This is a genomic window from Megasphaera stantonii (assembly GCF_003367905.1).
Taxonomy (GTDB): Bacteria; Bacillota; Negativicutes; order Veillonellales; family Megasphaeraceae; genus Megasphaera; species Megasphaera stantonii.
The window spans coordinates 803567-824365 of sequence record NZ_CP029462.1 but is presented as its reverse complement, the minus strand read 5'-3'; the positions used below and the strand labels follow the sequence as shown (position 1 = coordinate 824365).

Here is a 20799-nt window from a genome sequence, read left to right as displayed (position 1 = left end):
AAGCAAGGTTCAAGTTTTATTACGGAGCCTTGCTTTTTTGTCGCTTTTGAAGATGCCTTTACGACGCGATTATATCATGGTTTACTTTTTATAAGGGGTGAAGAATCAGCATGTTCAAACCTGTACAAGTAGGGAAAAGAACTCGATACACGTATGCTAAGATTAACGAGGTCTTAAAAATGCCTCATTTGTTGGATTTGCAGAACAAATCTTATGAATGGTTCTTAGAAAAAGGGCTGAAAGATATTTTTCAAGATATTTCGCCCATCGAAGATGCATCGGGCAACTTGTCTTTATCCTTTGAAGATTTCAAACTGGGGGAACCTAAGTATGACATCCGGGAATGCAAGGAACGAGACACGACATATGCCGCGCCGCTTCGGGTTCAGATCCGTCTTGTCAATCATGAAACAGGGGAAATTAAAGACCAGGAAGTATTCATGGGGGATTTCCCGCTGATTACAGATACAGGTACATTTATTATCAATGGGGCAGAACGCGTTATCGTCAGCCAGCTCGTGCGCTCGCCGGGCGTATATTACGGCTGCGAACGCGATCCGATGGGCACCATGTTGTATAACTCTACGGTCATTCCGAACCGCGGCGCCTGGATTGAATTGGAAACGGACGTGAACGGTATCGTGTATGCCCGTATAGACCGCAACCGCAAAATCCCCGTCACGGTGCTGATCCGCGCCCTGGGCTGGTCTTCCAATGCAGAAATCCTCGACTTGTTCTTCGATGATAAGCGGCTCAAGGATACCTTTGAAAAAGATACGACGGAAAACCAGGATGAAGCCCTCGTAGAAATCTATAAAAAACTCCGCCCCGGTGAACCGCCGACAGTAGAAAGCGCCCGCAATTTGTTCGAAGGGCTGTTTTTCGACTCCCGCCGGTACGATATGGCCCGCGTCGGCCGCTATAAAGCCGGCAAAAAGCTGGGCTGGGAACGCCGGTTATTCGGCTTGACGCTCCACGAGCCGATCGTTCATCCCGAAACGGGTGAAGTGATCGTCGACGCTCATACGGAAATCGGCGCAGCTGAAGTAAACAAAATTAAAGAAAGCGGCGTATTCGCCGGCGAAGGGCTCGTAGAAGCCTTCGTAGAAAAAATTGACGGGTCTGTATATAAGATTATCTGCAATAACAGCAATCTGCCGTACGATCACCGCACGATTACCCGCGAAGATATTATCGCCAACATAGATTACCTGCTGAACCTCATGGACGGCTTCGGCACCGTCGACGACATCGACCATTTGGGCAACCGCCGCCTCCGCTGCGTCGGCGAACTGCTCCAGAACCAGTTCCGCATCGGCCTGACCCGTATGGAACGCGTCGTCCGCGAACGCATGACGATTCAGGACGCCGAAAGCATTACGCCTCAGGTCCTGATCAATATCCGTCCTGTCGTTGCAGCGATTAAAGAATTCTTCGGTTCCAGCCAGTTGTCCCAGTTCATGGACCAGACGAACCCGCTGGCTGAAATCACGCATAAACGCCGTCTCAGCGCCTTGGGCCCCGGCGGCTTGTCCCGTGAACGGGCAGGGTTTGAAGTCCGCGACGTTCATCACTCCCACTACGGCCGCATGTGCCCTGTAGAAACGCCTGAAGGTCCGAACATCGGCCTGATTTCTTCGCTGGCCTGCTTCGGCAAGGTAAATGAATTCGGCTTTATTGAAGCGCCGTACCGCCGCGTCGATAAGGAAACCCATGTCGTTACAAACGACGTTTGGTATATCACGGCAGATGAAGAAGAACAGTATATCATCGCCCAGGCTAACGAACCGCTGACCGAAGACGGTCATTTTGTACACAGCCGCGTCGCTTGCCGTCACGGTGAAGATACGCGTGAATTCCCGGCCGACCGCGTCGATTTCATGGACGTATCGCCTAAGGAAGTTGTTTCCGTCGGTACATCCATGATTCCGTTCCTGGAAAACGACGACGCCAACCGCGCGCTCATGGGCGCGAACATGCAGCGTCAGGCCGTGCCGCTCCTCCGCACGCAGGCTCCGCTCGTCGGTACGGGCATGGAATACAAGGCTGCCTGTGACTCGGGCGTATGCGTACTGGCTAAGCACGACGGCGTCGTATGCCGCGTAACTGGCGATGAAATTAAAGTAAGAACCGATTCCGGCTCTATTGATACATACCGCTTGATTAAATTCGTCCGTTCCAACCAGAGCACCTGCATTAACCAGCGTCCCTTGGTATACAAGAACGAACGCGTTACGGAAGGCCAGGTATTGGCCGACGGCATGGCTACGGACGGCGGCGAATTGGCATTGGGCTACAACATCCTCGTAGCGTACATGCCTTGGGAAGGCTATAACTACGAAGACGCCGTTCTCCTCAGCGAAGAATTGCCGAAGAACGACTTATATACGTCTATCCATATTGAAGAATACGAATGCGATGCCCGCGATACGAAGCTGGGCTCTGAAGAAATTACCCGCGAAATTCCGAACGTCAGCGAAGACAGCACGAAAAACCTCGACGAAAACGGCATCATCATGATCGGCGCCGACGTATTCCCCGGCGACGTCCTCGTCGGTAAGGTCACGCCGAAAGGCGAAACGGAGCTGACGCCGGAAGAACGCCTCCTGCGCGCTATTTTCGGCGACAAGGAACGGGAAGTCCGCGATACGTCGCTGCGCGTGCCTCACGGCGAATCGGGCAAGGTCGTCAACGTCCGCATTTTCTCCCGCGAAAACAATGATGAACTGCCGCCGGGCGTCAACCGCCTCGTCCGCGTATACATTGCACAGAAGCGCAAGATTCACGAAGGCGACAAGATGGCTGGCCGTCACGGAAACAAGGGTGTCGTATCCCGCGTAATGCGCCAGGAAGACATGCCGTTCCTTCCCGACGGCACGCCTGTTCAGATCGTGCTGAATCCCTTGGGCGTACCGTCTCGTATGAACATCGGTCAGATTTTGGAAACCCACCTTGGCTGGGCTATGCACGAACTGGGCGTTCAGATCAAAAAGATGAACCCGAATTTGGAAGCGAAGCTGCGCGAAGCCGGTTACGATTTCGATACGTACGGCATGCCGCAGCCCGATAAGGCCGGCATTCACATTGCGACGCCGGTATTTGACGGCGCGCAGGCTGAAGACGTATTCGAATCCCTGCGCATCGCCGGGTTGCCGGAAGACGGCAAATCCGTCCTGTACGACGGCCGTACGGGCGAACCGATGGACCGCCGCGTAACCGTCGGTTACACGTACTTCCTCAAGCTGCATCATCTGGTCGACGATAAGATCCACGCTCGTTCGACTGGCCCGTACTCCCTGGTTACGCAGCAGCCTCTGGGCGGTAAAGCTCAGTTCGGCGGCCAGCGTTTCGGCGAAATGGAAGTTTGGGCTTTGGAAGCATACGGCGCGGCATACACGCTGCAGGAAATGCTGACAGTCAAGTCTGACGATGTCGTCGGCCGTGTCAAAGCGTATGAAAAAATTGTTAAAGGCGAAAATATTCCTGAACCGGGCGTTCCTGAATCCTTCAAGGTATTGCTTAAAGAATTGCAGGCTATCGGCTTAGATGTCCAGATTCTCAATGAAGACGGCGAAGAAGTTGTCATCAAGGAACTGGATGACGAAGACGATGTAGAACCGGAACAGACAGATGAACTCCGCCGCGTTATGGAAGGCGAAGGCATGGACAGCCCGTCGGCGCCCCTGGCTGATGAAGCCGGAGACGGCGAACCGGCAGAAGAACCGGTTGCCAACGGCGATGAAGATGATATTATGAGCGCCATGAGCCTCGACGCCGTTGCCGAAGCGGAACATCTGAACGACGATACTATTAACGAAGATGAAGACTAATAGAAGGGAGCGGTATTAGTGCTAGACGTGAACGAATTTGATTCCATGCGGATTGGACTGGCTTCTCCGGAAAAGATCCTTGAATGGTCGCACGGCGAAGTAAAGAAACCGGAAACGATCAATTACCGTACATTGAAACCGGAACGGGACGGTTTATTCTGCGAACGCATTTTCGGGCCTACGAAAGACTGGGAATGCCATTGCGGAAAATACAAACGCATTCGCTATAAAGGCGTTGTCTGCGACCGCTGCGGCGTTGAAGTAACGCGAGCGAAGGTTCGCCGCGAACGGATGGGCCATATCAAACTGGCTACGCCTGTATCTCATATTTGGTATTTTAAAGGAATTCCCAGCCGGATGGGCCTGATTCTCGACATTTCGCCCCGTTCGCTGGAAAAGGTATTGTATTTTGCCTCGTATATCGTCCTGGACCCGGGCGATACGCCGCTGACGAAGCAGCAGCTCCTGACGGAAACGGAATACCGCCAGTATCTCGATATGTACGGCGATAAATTCCGCGTCGGCATGGGCGCGGCAGCCGTTAAGGAATTACTCCAGGGACTGGACTTGGAAAAACTCAATAAAGAACTGCGCGACGAGCTGCGCGATTCTTCCGGCCAGCGCCGGGTCCGGGCGATCCGCCGCCTGGAAGTCGTCGAAGCCTTCCGCCATTCCGGCAACAAACCGGAATGGATGGTCATGGACGTGATTCCCGTCATTCCCCCGGAACTGCGCCCGATGGTACAGCTCGACGGCGGCCGCTTTGCTACGTCGGACTTAAACGACCTGTACCGCCGCGTCATTAACCGAAATAACCGCCTGAGCCGGCTGCTGGAATTAGGCGCTCCCGATATCATTGTCCGCAATGAAAAGCGCATGCTTCAGGAAGCTGTCGACGCCCTGATCGACAACGGCCGCCGCGGCCGCCCTGTCACCGGGCCGGGCAACCGTCCTCTTAAATCCTTGTCGGATATGCTCAAGGGGAAACAAGGCCGCTTCCGTCAGAATCTGTTAGGTAAGCGTGTCGACTATTCCGGCCGTTCCGTTATCGTCGTCGGACCAGAGCTGAAAATGCATCAGTGTGGTCTGCCGAAAGAAATGGCTTTGGAATTGTTCAAGCCCTTCGTCATGAAAAAGCTCGTAGAAAAAGGTATTGCTACGAACATTAAAAACGCTAAGAAAAAGGTTGAACGCGTCAGCCCGGAAGTGTGGGACGTGCTGGAAGACGTTATTCAGGAACATCCGGTACTCTTGAACCGCGCCCCGACGCTGCACCGTTTAGGTATTCAGGCCTTCGAACCGATTCTTTGGGAAGGCCGGGCCATTAAGCTGCATCCTCTGGTCTGCACCGCCTTCAACGCCGACTTCGACGGCGACCAGATGGCCTGCCATCTGCCCTTGTCCGTAGAAGCCCAGGCTGAAGCGAGAACGCTCATGCTTTCGGCACACAACATTTTGGCGCCGAAGGACGGCAAGCCTGTTGCCGTACCGACGCAGGATATGGTGCTTGGTGCTTATTACCTGACCCTTGTTAAACCGGGAGCCTTGGGCGAAGGCAAGATGTTCTCTAATTACGATGAAGTCATGCTGGCGTATGATGCCAAGGCTATCGATATCGAAGCGGTCATCAAGGTCCGCATTCCCGGCCACGGTATTATCGAAACGACGGCGGGCAAGCTGCTGTACAACTATCAGGTGTACGAACCACTCCGCTTGTATCATACGGACAAGGTCATGGTATTTACCAATCCGGAAGATACGAAGTTTGCCTATGAAAACGGCATCATCGATTCGACGCATCTCGTAAAGATTAAAGATGAAAACGGCCATATTTTAGACTATGGTTTCTCCCAGCTGAAGGAAGCCTTCGGCGTAGACCTCTTGGCAATTCGTCCGCTGCCGGCTAATAAGGTAGATAAAGAAGCGGTAGCCGCCTTCAAAGAAGGAAAAGAATTTGTCGACGTCAACTGCCTTGGCGTACTGATGAATAAGAAGGAAATCGGCAAGCTTGTCGACGCCTGCTTCCATCTCGTAGGCAATACGAAGACAGCGGCCCTCCTTGACCGCATCAAGGCTATCGGCTATCATTACGCGCGGCAGGCCGGCATGTCCATCGCTATTTCGGACATTCAGATTCCTGCTGAAAAATGGGATATTCTCAACGAAGCCGATAAGAAGGTTCAAAATGTTACGAAAATGTACCTCCGCGGCTTGATTACTGAAGACGAACGGTACCGCAAGACCTGCTCCATTTGGGAAAAGGCGACGGACGATGTGACGGAAGCCATGATGGATAACATGGACCCGTTCAACTCCATCTTTATGATGGCTGACTCCGGCGCCCGCGGCAACAAGCAGCAGATTCGTCAGGTTGCCGGCATGCGCGGCTTGATGGCTGACCCGTCCGGCCGTATCATCGACTTGCCGATCAAGGCGAACTTCCGCGAAGGCCTGTCCGTATTGGATTACTTTACGTCGAGCCACGGCGCCCGTAAGGGTTTGGCCGACACGGCTCTGCGTACGGCTGACTCGGGCTACCTGACCCGTCGTCTCGTCGACGTATCGCAGGACGTCATCGTTCGCGAAGACGACTGCGACGTATTCGGCATCGACCTCGTCCGCGAACGGGCCCGTTTGGCCAGCTCGTGCCGTCAGGCTGTCAACCTCCTGCGGGAAAAACTGATTGGCCGCGTCTTGGCGAAACCGGCAATCGATCCGGAAACGGCAGACGTCGTGTTCGAAGAAGGCCATTTGCTGACGACAGACGATATGGATACGGTTATCGAGCACAAGCTGCCGAAGCTGTATCTCCAGGGCAGTCAGATGGATATAAACGATGATATGAACCATACGAACTTAGTTGAAGTCGTTACGCTGGGAGCTCCGGAAGAAGGCTTCCGCGCGGCGCTTCGCAAGTCTATGGTCGATAATATGCTTGGCAAAACCGTTGAAACGGCAGTGATTGATTCCAACGGCATGGAAATCTGCCCGGCTGGCACGGCACTGACAGAAGATGCTATCGAACGCATCCTTTCCAGCGACGTAACGGAAGTAAAAGTACGCAATAACGATATCCGCGGCGTAGAAGTTACGGCTATCGTCGAAGGCGACGGCGTCATTGAACCGCTGGAAGAACGAATCGAAGGCCGTACGGCGGCGGAAACCTTGGTCAACCCGAATACGGGCGCAGTCATCGTTCCGATTAATGAAGAAATCATGGCCGACCAAGCGAAAGAAATCGCTAAATATTACGATAAGGTCCGGATTCGTTCCGTCCTTACCTGCCACAGCCGTTACGGCGTCTGCGCTAAATGCTACGGCCGCGACCTAGGCACGGGCAGCAAGGTAAATGTCGGCGAATCGGTCGGCACTATTGCGGCCCAGTCCATCGGCGAACCGGGCACGCAGCTGACGATGCGTACGTTCCACACAGGCGGCGTTGCGTCGGCAGGGGATATTACCCAGGGTCTTCCCCGTGTCGAAGAATTGTTTGAAGCCCGTAAGCCGAAGGGCAACGCTATCGTCACGGAAATCGACGGCGTCGTTTCCATTACGGAAAAAGAAGACCACCATGACATCAATATCGTTCACGTCGTAAATAAAGACGGCGAAGAACGCAGCTACACCATTCCGTACGGAGCCCACTTAGTCGTTCATGAAGGCGACGTTATCACGAAGGGCAGCCGTATTACGTCGGGTTCCATCAATCCTCACGACATCCTTCGCATTTTGGGCGTAGAAGCTACGCAGCGCTACCTCGTATACGAAGTGCAGAAGGTATATAAGTCCCAGGGCGTTGGTATCAACGACAAACACATCGAAGTTATCGTGCGTCAGATGCTCCGCAAGATGAAGATTGAAGACGCCGGTGACGCCGATATGCTGCCGGGCGATTACGTCGACGTCAATATTTTCGAAGACACGAACCGCCGTATTCAGGCTGCAGGCGGCAAGCCGGCCATCGGCAAGCCGATGCTGCTCGGTATTACGAAAGCCGCGTTGGCGACGGAATCGTTCTTGTCGGCTGCGTCGTTCCAGGAAACGACCCGCGTATTGACGGATGCGGCTATCAAGGGCAAGATTGATCCCTTGCTCGGCTTGAAGGAAAACGTTATTATCGGCAAGCTGATTCCCGCCGGCACCGGCATGAGCCGGTACCGCAAGGTAAAGGTTGTCAAAACCGTACCGTCCATATCGTATGAAGATGAAGACGGCTCCGTCGTAGACTGCGACGACGTAACGGCGACAGCTCCCGAAGCGGGCCATTAAGCTCTGACGTTATAGCACTGTACAGAGACCTCTCGTAAGAGAGGTCTCTGTTTTTTACCTTGTAAGATACACCCGGATGAGTGTAATAAAAAATGTCTTAGTTACGCAGTTTTTACGAAAAACACATTGACATTCCTATGGGGGAATGCTACAATGTCTAAGTGTCGCGGCGAAGGTGCTGCGCGCAATTTGCAAGATGTAAGGAGTGATGTTTCGTGAGCTTGGAACTGGCGGGCAATGTCCGCAAGACCGTAGGGGCAAAGCAAACGCTTAAAGCAATGAAACGAAACGAAGTCACCCAGCTGTATGTTGCTAACGACTGTGACGAACAGGTCGTCGCGCCGCTTCTCGCGTATGCGGAGGAGGCAGGCATCGCCGTCGACCGTTCCAATACGATGGCAGAGCTCGGTATAGCCTGTCGCATTAAAGTCAAGGCAGCGGCCGTTGGAGTGTTGAAGTAACTTTGGTAATATCATCGTCAGATATTTTTCTGATGATGATTACATTATAAATCTAATTGTTTGGAGAGGAGGTGCCCACATGCCAACAATCAGCCAATTAGTTCGTAAGGGTCGTCAGGATTCCGTAACGAAATCCACAGCGCCGGCTTTGAAAAACTGCCCGCAGAAACGCGGCGTCTGCACTCGTGTATACACGGCTACGCCGAAAAAACCTAACTCTGCTCTGCGTAAAGTTGCCCGTGTTCGCTTGACGAACTCCATCGAAGTAACAGCTTATATTCCTGGCATTGGTCACAATTTACAGGAACACAGTGTAGTATTAATCAGAGGCGGTCGTGTTAAAGACCTTCCTGGTGTACGTTATCACATCATCCGCGGTGCCTTGGATACGGCTGGCGTTGCAAACCGTCAGCAGTCCCGTTCTAAATACGGCGCTAAAAAGGGTAAATAATCGTATTGCCTGATCAGATGAACCGATAACCTGCATATTACAAAGGAGGAATTAGACATGCCAAGAAAAGGCCCTGTGCCGAAGCGCGATGTGCTGCCGGATCCGGTGTACCATTCTAAATTGGTAACGCGCTTCATCAACAAAGTTATGTTGGACGGTAAAAAAGGCGTCGCTGAATCTATCGTATACGACGCATTCGATATCATCCGTTCTAAGATGAATAAAGATCCCTTAGAAGTTTTTGAACAGGCTCTCAACAATGTAATGCCTGTTTTGGAAGTTCGCGCTCGCCGTGTAGGCGGTGCCAACTACCAGGTTCCCGTTGAAGTACGCGCTGACCGCCGCCTGTCCCTCGGCATCCGCTGGACTGTCGGCTACGCTCGTAAACGCGGCGAACGTACGATGAAAGAAAAGCTTGCCGCTGAATTGATGGACGCTTTCAACAATACTGGCGCAGCTATCAAAAAGAAAGAAGATACCCACAAGATGGCAGAAGCCAACAAGGCCTTTGCTCATTATCGCTGGTAATTATTTAAGTTTTTTATTTGAGGAGTGGAAAAAATCGTGGCAAGAGAATTTCCCTTGGAAAAAACGAGAAATATTGGTATCATGGCCCACATCGATGCCGGTAAAACCACGACGACAGAACGTATCCTTTTCTACACCGGCCGCGTTCATAAAATCGGCGAAGTTCACGACGGCGCCGCAACGATGGACTGGATGGCGCAGGAACAGGAACGCGGCATTACGATCACTTCCGCTGCAACGACGGCTCATTGGAAAGGTCATCGTATCAACATCATCGATACCCCGGGGCACGTTGACTTTACAGTTGAAGTTGAACGTTCTCTTCGCGTTTTGGACGGCTCTGTTGCCGTATTTTCGGCTAAAGGCGGCGTAGAACCGCAGTCTGAAACGGTATGGCGTCAGGCTGAACACTACCATGTTCCCCGTATCGCTTTCATCAATAAGATGGATACGACGGGCGCTGATTTCCTGAACTGCGTTCAGATGATGAAGGACCGCCTCCAGGCTAACGCCGTAGCGATCCAGCTGCCGATTGGCTCTGAAGCGACGTTCAGCGGCATCATCGACCTCGTTACGATGAAAGCTGAAGTATATGACGATGCTCTCGGCAAGGAAATCGAAGTCGTTGATATTCCCGACGACATGAAAGACGAAGCTGAAGAATATCATCAGATTATGCTTGAAGCCGTCTGCGAAACGGACGATGAGCTCATGATGAAATACCTCGACGGTGAAGAAATCTCCATCGACGAAATCAAGGCAGCTATCCGTAACGCCGTTGTAAGCAACAAGATGTTCCCCGTACTTTGCGGCTCTGCTTACAAGAATAAGGGTATTCAGATGCTCCTCGACGCCGTTGTCGACTATATGCCGTCTCCGCTCGATATTCCGCCTGTTGCCGGTGTAAATCCCGATACAGGTGAAGACGACAGCCGCAAAGCTGACGACAAAGAACCGTTCTCTGCCTTGGCCTTTAAGATCATGGCTGACCCCTTTGTCGGTAAATTAGCTTTCTTCCGTATTTATTCTGGTACGCTTCAGTCCGGCACGTACGTGTTCAACTCCACGAAAGGCAAGAAAGAACGCGTAGGGCGTATCCTGCGTATGCACGCAAACCATCGCGAAGAAGTACAGGAAGCATACTGCGGCGATATCGGCGCTATCGTCGGCTTGAAAGATACGACGACAGGCGATACGCTGTGCGATGAAAAACACCCCATCATCCTTGAAAAGATGGAATTCCCTGAACCGGTTATTTCTGTTGCCGTAGAACCGAAGACCAAGGCTGACCAGGAAAAAATGGGTATTGCATTGGCTCGCTTGGCTGAAGAAGATCCGACCTTCAAGGTTAAGACCGATGCCGAAACAGGTCAGACGATCATTTCCGGCATGGGCGAACTCCACTTGGATATTATCGTCGACCGTATGGCTCGTGAATTCAAGGTAGACTGCAACGTCGGCAAGCCGCAGGTTGCTTACCGCGAAACGATTCGCAAGAGCGTCAAGCAGGAAGGCCGTTTCGTTCGTCAGTCCGGCGGCCGCGGTCAGTACGGCGACTGCTGGCTTGAACTTATCCCGCAGGAAGCCGGCGCAGGCTTTGAATTTGAAAACAAAGTTGTCGGCGGCGCAATTCCGAAAGAATATATCGGCTCTGTCGAAGCCGGCGTAAAAGAAGCTATGGAAACAGGCGTTTTGGCTGGTTTCCCCATGGTCGATATCAAGGTTATCGTATTCGACGGCTCCTATCATGATGTCGACTCTTCGGAAATGGCATTTAAGATTGCCGGCTCCATGGGCTTTAAAGAAGGCGCAAAGAAAGCCGATCCTGTTCTTCTCGAACCGTATGTTAAAGTCGAAGTCGTCGTCCCTGAAGAATACATGGGCGATGTCATCGGCGACTTGAACTCTCGTCGCGGCCGCGTTGACGGCATGGAAATGCGCGGCGGCGCTGAACATATCAACGGTTTCGTACCCTTGGCTGAAATGTTTGGCTATGCAACGGATTTGCGTTCTAAGACGCAGGGACGTGGCGTTTATACGATGACTTTCGATCACTACGAAGAAGTTCCTAAGAACGTAGCTGAAAAAGTCATTAATGACAAAGGCTAATATTTTAATTACATTGGAGGAACTGCAAAATGGCAAAAGAACATTACGAAAGAACCAAACCCCATGTTAACATCGGCACGATTGGTCACGTTGACCATGGCAAAACGACGTTGACGGCTGCTATTACGAAAGTATTGTCCGAAAAAGGCTATGCTAAATTCGAAGACTATGCTGATATCGATAAGGCTCCGGAAGAACGCGAACGCGGCATTACGATCAATACGGCTCACGTTGAATATGAAACGGACAACCGTCACTATGCTCACGTTGACTGCCCGGGCCACGCCGACTATGTTAAGAACATGATCACCGGCGCTGCTCAGATGGACGGCGCAATCCTCGTCGTAAGCGCAGCTGACGGCCCGATGCCTCAGACTCGCGAACACATCCTGTTGGCCCGCCAGGTAGGCGTACCGGCTATCGTCGTATACCTCAACAAAGCCGACCAGGTTGACGACCCCGAACTGATCGAACTCGTAGAAATGGAAGTCCGCGACCTCCTGAGCTCCTACGATTTCCCCGGCGACGAAGTACCTATCGTCGTAGGCTCCGCATTGAAAGCCCTCGAAGGCGACGAAGAAGCAAAACAGTCTATCCTCAAACTGATGGACGCTGTTGACGAATACATCCCGACGCCGGACCGTCCGACGGACAAACCGTTCCTGATGCCTGTCGAAGACGTATTCACGATTACGGGCCGCGGCACTGTAGCAACGGGCCGTGTAGAACGCGGTACGGTTAAAGTAGGCGACGCAGTCGAAATCGTAGGCTTGTCCGACGAACCGAAACAGACCGTCGTAACGGGCGTAGAAATGTTCCGTAAGCTCCTCGATTTGGCAGAAGCCGGCGACAACATCGGCGCACTGCTCCGCGGCATCGACCGTAAGGAAATCGAACGCGGCCAGGTATTGGCAAAACCGGGAACGATTCATCCGCACACGACGTTCAAAGCACAGGTATACGTATTGACGAAGGATGAAGGCGGCCGTCATACGCCGTTCTTCAACGGCTACCGTCCGCAGTTCTACTTCCGCACGACGGACGTAACGGGCGTCATCAAATTGCCGGAAGGCACGGAAATGTGCATGCCTGGCGATAACGTAAAGATGGACGTAGAACTCATTACGCCGATCGCTATTGAACCGGGCCTCCGCTTCGCTATCCGCGAAGGCGGCCGTACGGTAGGCGCAGGCGTCGTATCTGAAATCGAAGCGTAATTCGCCGTAAGATTACGAGCAGATTAAGACATAGAAAGAGCTGCAAGCATTGGCTTGCAGCTCTTTTCTTTACCATGATTTTACAGAATAAATTCCATGCAAAATTGATTCGGCTCCCTAGAAAAAGTACGGAAAAACGTAGAAAAATCCTTGCATGCCCGCTCTTTTTGTAGTAAACTATCTAAGTACGCGACAACAGGGGATGCCCTGACTATGCGTAAAAAAACTATGATATAGGATGTTGCCCGCCCTGCGGGGAAACTCCTATGGAGCAGTCTATTCTAAGAAATGGACGTTAGGAGGAATTAAGTAATGGCAAAACAGGAAAGAATCAGAATTCGCCTCAAAGCTTATGACCACAAGACGTTGGATCAGAGCGCGGCGAAAATCGTCGATACGGCGAAACGGACAGGTGCTATGGTATCTGGCCCGATTCCGCTTCCGACGGAAAAGAACATCTTCACGATTCTGCGTTCGCCCCACGTAAACAAAGATTCTCGTGAACAGTTCGAACTGCGTACGCACAAACGCTTGATCGATATTCTCGAAGCTTCCAATAAAACTGTTGACGCTTTGATGAGACTCGACCTGCCGGCTGGCGTAGACATTGAAATCAAATTATAGGAGGAGGTGCGATTATGTCTAAAGCTATTTTGGGGAAAAAGTTGGGTATGACTCAGATTTTTACTGAAGAAGGCGCAGTCATCCCCGTAACAGTCGTCGAAGCTTCGCCGAATGTCGTTGTCCGCGTAAAAACCGTTGATACGGACGGATACAACTCCATTCAGCTGGGCTATGGCGAAATCAAAGAAAAACATCTGACAAAACCCGTTAAGGGTCAATTCGACAAAGCAGGCGTAGCTCCTGTTAAGTATCTTCGCGAATTCCGTTTGACAGATACGCCGGAATACACGGTAGGCCAAACTCTGGCAGCTGATATATTCGCAAGCGGCGATCTCGTCGACGTAATTGGCACCAGCAAGGGGAAAGGTTTTGCAGGTACCATCAAACGTCACGGCTTCCATCGCGGGCCAATGACTCACGGCTCTAAATCTCACCGTGAACCTGGTTCTCTCGGACCTATGATCAGCGGCGGTGGCGGTAAAGTCATCAAAGGTAAAAAACTTCCTGGACAAATGGGTGGTAATCAGGCAACGGTTCTTCATCTCTCCGTCGTAAAAGTCGACATGGATAAAAACCTTATCTTGATCAAAGGCGGTATTCCGGGTGCTAAAGGCAGCCTTGTCATGATCCGTGATACTGTAAAACCCCGCTAATTGTTGTCACACAGGAAGGAGGATAAATAATAATGCCAAAAGTAAGCACGTATAATATTGCCGGCGCACAGACCGGTGAAATCGAATTAAACGATAGCGTATTTGGCGTTGAAGTAAACGAAGCTGTCATGAGACAGGCCGTTCTTCGTCAGCTCGCTAACGAACGTTTAGGCACGCACTCCACGAAAACCAGAGGTTTGGTTCGTGGCGGCGGCAAGAAACCTTGGAAACAAAAAGGAACCGGCCGGGCCCGTGTAGGCAGCACCCGCAGCCCGTTGTGGGTTGGCGGCGGCACCATTTGGGGTCCCCATCCGCGTTCTTACGCTCAGAAAATGCCTCGCAAGGCAAGACGTCTGGCTGTTAAATCTGCTCTGAGCGATAAAGTAAATACGAATGAATTGTTCGTATTGGACGAAATCACCTTGGCAGCTCCGAAGACGAAAGAAATCGTCAACATCATCAACAACTTCAAGTTTGCCGGTGAAAAAGTTCTCTTCATTACGGATAATGACGAAATCGTCGCGCGCTGCGCCCGTAACATCACTGGCGTCAAAGCTGTTTCCACTGAAGGCGTGAACATCTTTGATTTGCTCCACCACACAAAATTGTTTGTCACAAAGAGCGCTGTAGCCAAGATTGAGGAGGTGCTCGCGTAATGATGATGCATGATATCTTGTTAAAACCGGTTATTACTGAAAAGACAACGATGATGATGTCTGATGGCAAATATACTTTCAGAGTACCGCTCCATGCCAATAAAATCGAAATCCGTAAAGCTGTTGAAGCTGTGTTCGGCGTAAAAGTAAAGAGCGTCAACACGATTCGTATGATGGGTAAATTCAAACGCATGGGCAAATATATCGGCAAACGCCCGGATTACAAGAAAGCCATCGTAACACTTCAGGAAGGCGAAACAATCGAATTCTTTGAAGGAGCTTAAGGGATAACGAAATAAAGGAGGAGGCACTACAATGGCCATTAAATCATTTAAACCGTATTCCGCCGGCCGTCGTTTCATGACTGTTTCGACTTTCGAAGACATCACGACGTCCAAACCGGAAAAATCCTTGCTGGCTAAAGTAAGCAGCAAGGGCGGTCGTAATAACAGCGGCAGAATGACAGTCCGTCATCAGGGTGGCGGTCACAAACGCCGTTATCGTTTGATCGACTTCAAACGTATTAAAGATAACATTCCTGCAAAAGTAGCGACGATCGAATACGATCCGAACCGCTCTGCTAATATCGCCCTTCTGTTCTATGCAGACGGCGAAAAACGCTATATCATCGCTCCGAACGGCCTTAAAGTAGGTGACGTTGTTTACAGCGGCCCCGAATCGGATATCAAAATCGGCAACGCATTGCCCTTGGCTAATATTCCTCTCGGTACGTTGGTGCACAACGTTGAATTGAAAATCGGCAAAGGCGGCCAGATGGTTCGTTCTGCCGGCGAATCGGCACAGCTCATGGCTAAAGAAGGCAACTATGCGCTGCTCCGTCTTCCTTCGGGCGAACTTCGCCAGGTCCATATCAAATGCCGCGCTACGGTCGGCGTAGTCAGCAATACGGACCATGAAAACATTACCGTCGGTAAAGCCGGCCGTTCCCGTTGGAAGGGTATCCGTCCGGGCAACCGCGGCGTCGTTATGAATCCGTGCGACCATCCGCATGGCGGCGGCGAAGGCAAGTCTCCTGTCGGCCGTAAACGTCCGGTTACTCCTTGGGGTAAACCTGCTTATGGCGTTAAGACTCGTGAATCTAAAAAAGCTTCCAATAAATTTATTGTGAAGAGACGTAAATAAGATTGTGGAAAGGAGATAATTAAGTGTCCAGATCCGTTAAAAAGGGCCCATTCGTAGCATTCCACCTGCTGAAGAAGATCGACGCTATGAATGAAGCTAATGAAAAGAAAGTAGTAAAAACCTGGTCTCGTGCATCCACGATTTTGCCTAGCTTCGTAGGTCATACGATTGCTGTTCACGACGGCCGGAAACACGTTCCTGTATATGTTACAGAAGACATGGTAGGTCATAAGTTGGGCGAATTTGCGCCGACTCGTACGTTCAAAGGCCACGCTAAATCTGAAAAAGCAACGAAATAAGGGAGGTAACATCAATGGAAGCAAGAGCAATTGCTAGACATATCCGCATTGCCCCCCGTAAAATTCGAATCGTAGCTGATTTGGTTCGGGGCAAAAACGTAGGCGAAGCTTTCTCTATCTTGAAATTTACGCCGAAAGTCGGTTCCCGCGTAGTTGAAAAAGCACTGCGCTCCGCCGTAGCGAACGCGGAACACAACAACGACATGAATGTAGATAAATTGTATGTTTCGGAAATTTTTGTCGACCAGGACTCCACGATGAAACGTATTCACCCGCGCAGCCGTGGACAGGCTTTCAAGATTTTGAAACATTCCAGTCATTTGACTGTTGTCGTAAAAGAAAGAGCATAAGGAGGGAAACGTAGTGGGTCAAAAAGTTAATGCCCATGGATTTCGTGTTGGCGTTGTAAAACCCTGGGATGCGAAATGGTATGCTGAAAAGGATTATGCAACACTTCTGAATGAAGACGTAAAAATCCGTGAATTCTTAAAGAAACAGTTGTTCATCGCAGGCGTTTCTCGTATTGAAATCGAACGTTCTGCAAAACGTATCAAATTGATTATCCATACTGCTAAACCGGGCATGGTTATCGGCCGCGGCGGCGCAGGCATTGAAGATATTAAGAAAGCGCTGAAAGCTTTCACGACGAAAACTGTCGACGTTAACATCGCCGAAATCAAACAGGCTGAAATGGACGCAACCCTCGTTGCTGAAAACGTAGCCAGCCAGCTCGAACGCCGTATCGGCTTCCGCCGCGCTATGAAACAGTGCGTAGGCCGTACGATGCGCATGGGCGCTAAAGGCGTTAAAATTATGTGCTCCGGCCGTTTAGGCGGCGCTGAAATCGCTCGCAGCGAAAGCGTTCGCGACGGCTCCATTCCTCTGCATACGCTCCGTGCCGATATCGACTACGGCTTTGCCGAAGCTCATACGACATACGGCTGCATCGGCGTAAAATGCTGGATTTACAAAGGTGAAATCCTGCCGGAAGCTAAAAAAGCTCCGCAGAAAAAACACGAAGGGAGTGAAGCATAATGTTAATTCCAAAACGTGTTAAATATCGTAAACAGTTCCGCGGCCGCATGAAAGGTCAGGCTCAGCGCGGCAATAAAGTCGCTCACGGCGATTTCGGTTTGGTAGCAGCAGAACCGTCTTGGATTACAAACCGTCAGATCGAAGCTGCCCGTATTGCTATGACTCGTTATATCAAACGTGGCGGTAAAGTTTGGATTAAAATTTTCCCGGATAAGCCGATTACGGCTAAACCGGCTGGCACTCGTATGGGTTCCGGTAAAGGCGCTCCCGAATACTGGGTAGCCGTTGCTAAACCGGGCCGCGTACTTTTTGAAATGGGCGGTGTAAGCGAAGAAGTAGCTCGCGAAGCTATGCGTCTTGCAAGCCATAAACTGCCGATTAAAACGAAGTTTGTTGTTAGAGGTCAGGAATTAGGTGGTGAATAAAATGAAGGTTAAAGAAATCCGTGCTCTGAGCGCTGCCGAAATGGATGAAAAGGTGGTTAGCCTTAAAGAAGAATTGTTTAACCTCCGTTTTCAACATGCGACCGGCCAATTAGAAAATCCAATGCGTATCCGCGAAGTTAAAAAGACTATCGCCCGCATCAAAACGGTACAGCGTGAAGCAGAATTGAAAGCGCAGGCGTAAGATAACGTACTCGATTGGAATCTAAAAGGAGGTTACAAGCACAGATGGAAAGAAACGAACGGAAAATCCGCGTAGGTAAAGTTGTCAGCGATAAAATGGACAAAACCGTTGTTGTTGCTGTAGAATATAAGACGCAGCATAAGCTGTACAAAAAACCGATTATTTCGACTGTAAAATTCAAAGCGCATGATGAAAACAACGAATGCCATATCGGCGATATCGTACGCATCGAAGAAACCCGTCCCCTGTCCAAGCAGAAACACTGGAGAGTTGTGACGATCGTAGAAGCAGCTAAATAAGCTTGAATTAACTAGGAGGTTAAGCCATGATTCAGCAAGAAACTATGTTGAATGTTGCCGATAACACCGGTGCCAAGAAACTTTTGTGCATCCAGGTCATGGGTGGCTCATATCGTAAATATGGCAACATTGGCGATATCATTACAGCGTCTGTTAAAGATGCATCACCCGGTGGCGTTGTCAAGAAAGGCGACGTAGTAAAGGCTGTTATCGTTCGTTCTAAAAAAGGATTGCGCCGCGTAGACGGTTCGTACATCCGTTTCGACGAAAATGCAGCTGTCGTAATCAATAATGATAAAAGCCCTAAAGGCACTCGTATTTTTGGGCCGGTTGCCAGAGAACTGCGTGAAAAAGATTTCATGAAGATCATCTCCCTGGCTCCGGAAGTATTATAATCGGAGGAGGTGTTCTCGATGGGAAAAATGCACGTTAAGACAGGCGATACGGTTATCGTCATCGCCGGCAAAGAAAAAGGCAAAAAAGGCAAAATCATTGCAGCATATCCGAAAAAGGACCGCGTTGTAGTAGAAGGCCTTAATCTGGTTAAGCGCCATACGAAACCGAGTCAGAACAATCCTCAAGGCGGCATTATCACGAAGGAAGCAGCTATCCACGTTTCCAACGTTATGCTCGTAGATCCTGAAAGCGGCAAGCCGACCCGCGTCAGAACGGTTCAGCAGGCCGACGGTACGAAAGTACGCGTTGCCGTTAAGAGCGGCAAGAACATCTAATTGAGAAGGGAGGCCCTTGAGAAGTGTCCAGATTAAAAGATAAATATCTTTCCGAAGTCACTAAAGGCTTGCAGGAAAAATACAATTATAAAAATGTAATGCAGATTCCGAAGGTTACAAAAGTTGTCATCAACATGGCTGTTGGCGAAGCTGTTACCAACTCCAAAGCTTTGGACGCTGCTGTAAACGATATGACGATCATTTCCGGTCAGAAGCCGATCATTACGAAAGCCAAGAAATCCATCGCGGCCTTTAAAATCCGCGAAGGCATGAACCTGGGCTGCAAAGTAACGCTCCGCGGCGAACGGATGTATGAATTCCTCGATAAATTGATGAATTTGGCTCTGCCTCGTGTCCGCGACTTCCATGGCGTAAGCGCAAAGGGATTTGACGGCCGTGGCAACTACACCTTGGGCTTAAAGGAACAGCTCATATTCCCGGAAATCGAATATGATAAGGTCGATAAAGCCCGCGGTATGGACATCACCATCGTCACCACAGCTACGACGGACGAAGAAGGCCGCGATATGCTGACGATGATGGGTATGCCGTTTGAAAAGTAATTAAGGAGGATAACATACATGGCAAAGAAATCTATGCTTGAACGTGAAAAGAAACGTGAAAAAATGGTTGCCCGCTATGCAAAGCTCCGTGCTGAACTGAAAGCTAAGGGCGACTATGAAGCGCTTTCTAAGCTGCCGGCCAACTCGTCCCCGGTACGCCTGCACAACCGTTGCAAAGTAACCGGCCGTCCTCACGGTTATATGCGTAAGTTCGGCATCTGCCGCATTACATTCCGTGAACTGGCTTACAAAGGACAGATTCCTGGCGTTAAAAAAGCCAGCTGGTAATGTATTTCACGAAGGGAGGTTTTTAGACAATGGCAATGACCGATCCGATTGCGGATATGCTCACCAGAATCCGTAATGCCAATTCGGCTTATCATGAAAAAGTAGAAATGCCCGCTTCCAAGATGAAGGCCGCTGTCCTCGAAATCTTGAAAGAAGAAGGCTTTGTTAAGAATTATGAATCCGTAAACGAAGGCAAAACGCTGAAAGTTACGTTAAAATATGGTTCCAATAGAGAAAAAGTAATTACCGGCATCAAGAGAATTTCTAAACCGGGCCTGCGCGTATACGCCGGCAAAGAAGAACTGCCCCGCGTTCTCGGTGGTTTGGGAATCGCTGTTATTTCTACGTCCCAGGGCGTTATGAGCGACAAAAAAGCTCGTAAACTCGGCTTGGGCGGCGAAGTTATCGCTTACGTCTGGTAATATTTGGAGGTGTCAATATGTCCCGAGTAGGTAGAATGCCTATTGATATCCCGGCAGGCGTAAATGTCAACCTCGATGGCCACGTGATTACCGTCAAAGGCCCGAAAGGCGAACTCACTCGTACGCTTCACCCGGATATGAAAATTACAGTTGCTGACAACGTCATTACTGTAGAACGTCCGTCTGACGAAAAAGAACATCGTGCCCTGCACGGCTTGACCCGCGCTCTCGTTGCCAACATGGTAACAGGCGTTACGACAGGCTTTAAGAAAGAATTGGAAATCGTCGGCGTTGGTTACAGAGCACAGATGAAAGGCAAGAAACTGGCCTTGACTCTCGGCTTCTCCCATCCCCTCGAATTAGACGCTCCGGAAGGCGTTACGGTCGAATGCCCGACGGCAACGACGATCGTCGTATCCGGCGCTAATAATGAAACTGTCGGCGAATTCGCTGCTAAAATCCGCGGCTATCGCCTGCCTGAACCGTACAAAGGAAAAGGTATTCGCTATGCTGGCGAACATGTACGTCGTAAAGCCGGCAAAGCTGGTTCGAAGAAATAATTAACGTAAGCTTATCATAGAAAGGAGTGAATTC

Annotated in this window: 24 protein-coding genes; all 24 read left to right on the top strand. The window is 50.6% G+C overall.

Annotated elements, in window-relative coordinates; all coding sequences use genetic code 11:
• Positions 1 to 110: 110 nt before the first annotated feature.
• The 24 genes from rpoB (at position 111) to rplF (ending at position 20765) form a co-directional block, all read left to right on the top strand.
• On the top strand, positions 111 to 3830 hold the full coding sequence (gene rpoB, locus DKB62_RS03960) for a DNA-directed RNA polymerase subunit beta (RefSeq protein ID WP_087478709.1): 3720 nt from the start codon (positions 111 to 113) through the stop codon (positions 3828 to 3830).
• 18 nt (positions 3831 to 3848) lie between these two features.
• On the top strand, positions 3849 to 8099 hold the full coding sequence (gene rpoC / locus DKB62_RS03955) for a DNA-directed RNA polymerase subunit beta' (RefSeq protein ID WP_107195751.1): 4251 nt from the start codon (positions 3849 to 3851) through the stop codon (positions 8097 to 8099).
• 215 nt (positions 8100 to 8314) lie between these two features.
• The gene (locus DKB62_RS03950; protein ID WP_087478711.1) at positions 8315 to 8560 is read left to right on the top strand and encodes a ribosomal L7Ae/L30e/S12e/Gadd45 family protein; all 246 of its coding nucleotides are present in this window, start codon (positions 8315 to 8317) and stop codon (positions 8558 to 8560) included.
• Positions 8561 to 8639: 79 nt separating this feature from the next.
• Complete coding sequence (rpsL, locus tag DKB62_RS03945; RefSeq protein ID WP_087478712.1) at positions 8640 to 9011, top strand: 30S ribosomal protein S12; 372 nt, start codon at positions 8640 to 8642, stop codon at positions 9009 to 9011.
• A 57-nt stretch (positions 9012 to 9068) separates the two neighbouring features.
• A complete protein-coding gene (gene rpsG / locus DKB62_RS03940) occupies positions 9069 to 9539 on the top strand; it encodes a 30S ribosomal protein S7 (protein ID WP_087478713.1) in 471 nt (156 codons plus the stop codon).
• 36 nt (positions 9540 to 9575) lie between these two features.
• Positions 9576 to 11648: an elongation factor G gene (gene fusA, locus DKB62_RS03935; RefSeq protein WP_087478714.1), complete on the top strand. Its 2073-nt coding sequence runs from the start codon at positions 9576 to 9578 to the stop codon at positions 11646 to 11648.
• Positions 11649 to 11677: 29 nt separating this feature from the next.
• Positions 11678 to 12865 carry an elongation factor Tu gene (tuf, locus tag DKB62_RS03930; RefSeq protein WP_115759885.1) on the top strand — a complete coding sequence of 396 codons (1188 nt, stop codon included), beginning with the start codon at positions 11678 to 11680 and terminating at the stop codon, positions 12863 to 12865.
• A 312-nt stretch (positions 12866 to 13177) separates the two neighbouring features.
• The gene (rpsJ, locus tag DKB62_RS03925) at positions 13178 to 13489 is read left to right on the top strand and encodes a 30S ribosomal protein S10 (RefSeq protein WP_006791160.1); all 312 of its coding nucleotides are present in this window, start codon (positions 13178 to 13180) and stop codon (positions 13487 to 13489) included.
• A gap of 14 nt (positions 13490 to 13503) precedes the next feature.
• On the top strand, positions 13504 to 14142 hold the full coding sequence (rplC, locus tag DKB62_RS03920; RefSeq protein ID WP_087478761.1) for a 50S ribosomal protein L3: 639 nt from the start codon (positions 13504 to 13506) through the stop codon (positions 14140 to 14142).
• A gap of 32 nt (positions 14143 to 14174) precedes the next feature.
• On the top strand, positions 14175 to 14798 hold the full coding sequence (gene rplD, locus DKB62_RS03915; protein ID WP_087478760.1) for a 50S ribosomal protein L4: 624 nt from the start codon (positions 14175 to 14177) through the stop codon (positions 14796 to 14798).
• A complete protein-coding gene (rplW, locus tag DKB62_RS03910; RefSeq protein ID WP_087478759.1) occupies positions 14798 to 15082 on the top strand; it encodes a 50S ribosomal protein L23 in 285 nt (94 codons plus the stop codon). Before rplD ends, rplW begins: the two co-directional genes overlap by 1 nt.
• A 31-nt stretch (positions 15083 to 15113) precedes the next feature.
• Complete coding sequence (gene rplB / locus DKB62_RS03905; protein ID WP_087478758.1) at positions 15114 to 15941, top strand: 50S ribosomal protein L2; 828 nt, start codon at positions 15114 to 15116, stop codon at positions 15939 to 15941.
• A gap of 23 nt (positions 15942 to 15964) precedes the next feature.
• Positions 15965 to 16240 carry a 30S ribosomal protein S19 gene (gene rpsS, locus DKB62_RS03900; RefSeq protein ID WP_087478757.1) on the top strand — a complete coding sequence of 92 codons (276 nt, stop codon included), beginning with the start codon at positions 15965 to 15967 and terminating at the stop codon, positions 16238 to 16240.
• Between the two features lie 14 nt (positions 16241 to 16254).
• Entirely contained in the window at positions 16255 to 16590 is a 336-nt protein-coding gene (gene rplV, locus DKB62_RS03895) for a 50S ribosomal protein L22 (RefSeq protein ID WP_087478756.1), read from the top strand.
• Between the two features lie 13 nt (positions 16591 to 16603).
• A complete protein-coding gene (rpsC, locus tag DKB62_RS03890; RefSeq protein ID WP_087478755.1) occupies positions 16604 to 17275 on the top strand; it encodes a 30S ribosomal protein S3 in 672 nt (223 codons plus the stop codon).
• Complete coding sequence (gene rplP, locus DKB62_RS03885) at positions 17275 to 17700, top strand: 50S ribosomal protein L16 (RefSeq protein WP_087478754.1); 426 nt, start codon at positions 17275 to 17277, stop codon at positions 17698 to 17700. The genes rpsC and rplP overlap by 1 nt, the downstream gene beginning before the upstream one ends.
• Before the next feature lies 1 nt (position 17701).
• Positions 17702 to 17902: a 50S ribosomal protein L29 gene (rpmC, locus tag DKB62_RS03880; protein ID WP_014015743.1), complete on the top strand. Its 201-nt coding sequence runs from the start codon at positions 17702 to 17704 to the stop codon at positions 17900 to 17902.
• 44 nt (positions 17903 to 17946) lie between these two features.
• Positions 17947 to 18201 carry a 30S ribosomal protein S17 gene (gene rpsQ, locus DKB62_RS03875; RefSeq protein ID WP_087478753.1) on the top strand — a complete coding sequence of 85 codons (255 nt, stop codon included), beginning with the start codon at positions 17947 to 17949 and terminating at the stop codon, positions 18199 to 18201.
• A 26-nt stretch (positions 18202 to 18227) separates the two neighbouring features.
• Positions 18228 to 18596, top strand: coding sequence for a 50S ribosomal protein L14 (gene rplN / locus DKB62_RS03870; protein WP_007391728.1), 369 nt, complete (start codon positions 18228 to 18230; stop codon positions 18594 to 18596).
• Positions 18597 to 18614: 18 nt separating this feature from the next.
• Positions 18615 to 18932: a 50S ribosomal protein L24 gene (rplX, locus tag DKB62_RS03865; RefSeq protein ID WP_087478752.1), complete on the top strand. Its 318-nt coding sequence runs from the start codon at positions 18615 to 18617 to the stop codon at positions 18930 to 18932.
• Between the two features lie 23 nt (positions 18933 to 18955).
• Positions 18956 to 19495, top strand: a complete 540-nt coding sequence (rplE, locus tag DKB62_RS03860; RefSeq protein WP_087478751.1) for a 50S ribosomal protein L5 — start codon at positions 18956 to 18958, stop codon at positions 19493 to 19495.
• A gap of 18 nt (positions 19496 to 19513) precedes the next feature.
• Complete coding sequence (gene rpsN, locus DKB62_RS03855; protein WP_087478750.1) at positions 19514 to 19783, top strand: 30S ribosomal protein S14; 270 nt, start codon at positions 19514 to 19516, stop codon at positions 19781 to 19783.
• Positions 19784 to 19812: 29 nt separating this feature from the next.
• On the top strand, positions 19813 to 20205 hold the full coding sequence (gene rpsH / locus DKB62_RS03850) for a 30S ribosomal protein S8 (protein WP_087478749.1): 393 nt from the start codon (positions 19813 to 19815) through the stop codon (positions 20203 to 20205).
• Between the two features lie 17 nt (positions 20206 to 20222).
• A complete protein-coding gene (gene rplF / locus DKB62_RS03845; protein WP_087478748.1) occupies positions 20223 to 20765 on the top strand; it encodes a 50S ribosomal protein L6 in 543 nt (180 codons plus the stop codon).
• Positions 20766 to 20799: the final 34 nt, after the last annotated feature.

Excerpts from the sequence above, each read along its gene's own strand:
- rpoB (WP_087478709.1), top strand. The coding sequence starts at position 111 with ATGTTCAAACCTGTACAAGTAGGGAAAAGAACTCGATACACGTATGCT.
- rpsL (WP_087478712.1), top strand. The coding sequence starts at position 8,640 with ATGCCAACAATCAGCCAATTAGTTCGTAAGGGTCGTCAGGATTCCGTA.
- rpsG (WP_087478713.1), top strand. The coding sequence starts at position 9,069 with ATGCCAAGAAAAGGCCCTGTGCCGAAGCGCGATGTGCTGCCGGATCCG.
- tuf (WP_115759885.1), top strand. The coding sequence starts at position 11,678 with ATGGCAAAAGAACATTACGAAAGAACCAAACCCCATGTTAACATCGGC.
- rpsJ (WP_006791160.1), top strand. The coding sequence starts at position 13,178 with ATGGCAAAACAGGAAAGAATCAGAATTCGCCTCAAAGCTTATGACCAC.
- rplC (WP_087478761.1), top strand. The coding sequence starts at position 13,504 with ATGTCTAAAGCTATTTTGGGGAAAAAGTTGGGTATGACTCAGATTTTT.
- rplD (WP_087478760.1), top strand. The coding sequence starts at position 14,175 with ATGCCAAAAGTAAGCACGTATAATATTGCCGGCGCACAGACCGGTGAA.
- rplW (WP_087478759.1), top strand. The coding sequence starts at position 14,798 with ATGATGATGCATGATATCTTGTTAAAACCGGTTATTACTGAAAAGACA.
- rplB (WP_087478758.1), top strand. The coding sequence starts at position 15,114 with ATGGCCATTAAATCATTTAAACCGTATTCCGCCGGCCGTCGTTTCATG.
- rplV (WP_087478756.1), top strand. The coding sequence starts at position 16,255 with ATGGAAGCAAGAGCAATTGCTAGACATATCCGCATTGCCCCCCGTAAA.
- rplP (WP_087478754.1), top strand. The coding sequence starts at position 17,275 with ATGTTAATTCCAAAACGTGTTAAATATCGTAAACAGTTCCGCGGCCGC.
- rpmC (WP_014015743.1), top strand. The coding sequence starts at position 17,702 with ATGAAGGTTAAAGAAATCCGTGCTCTGAGCGCTGCCGAAATGGATGAA.
- rpsQ (WP_087478753.1), top strand. The coding sequence starts at position 17,947 with ATGGAAAGAAACGAACGGAAAATCCGCGTAGGTAAAGTTGTCAGCGAT.
- rplN (WP_007391728.1), top strand. The coding sequence starts at position 18,228 with ATGATTCAGCAAGAAACTATGTTGAATGTTGCCGATAACACCGGTGCC.
- rplX (WP_087478752.1), top strand. The coding sequence starts at position 18,615 with ATGGGAAAAATGCACGTTAAGACAGGCGATACGGTTATCGTCATCGCC.
- rpsN (WP_087478750.1), top strand. The coding sequence starts at position 19,514 with ATGGCAAAGAAATCTATGCTTGAACGTGAAAAGAAACGTGAAAAAATG.
- rpsH (WP_087478749.1), top strand. The coding sequence starts at position 19,813 with ATGGCAATGACCGATCCGATTGCGGATATGCTCACCAGAATCCGTAAT.
- rplF (WP_087478748.1), top strand. The coding sequence starts at position 20,223 with ATGTCCCGAGTAGGTAGAATGCCTATTGATATCCCGGCAGGCGTAAAT.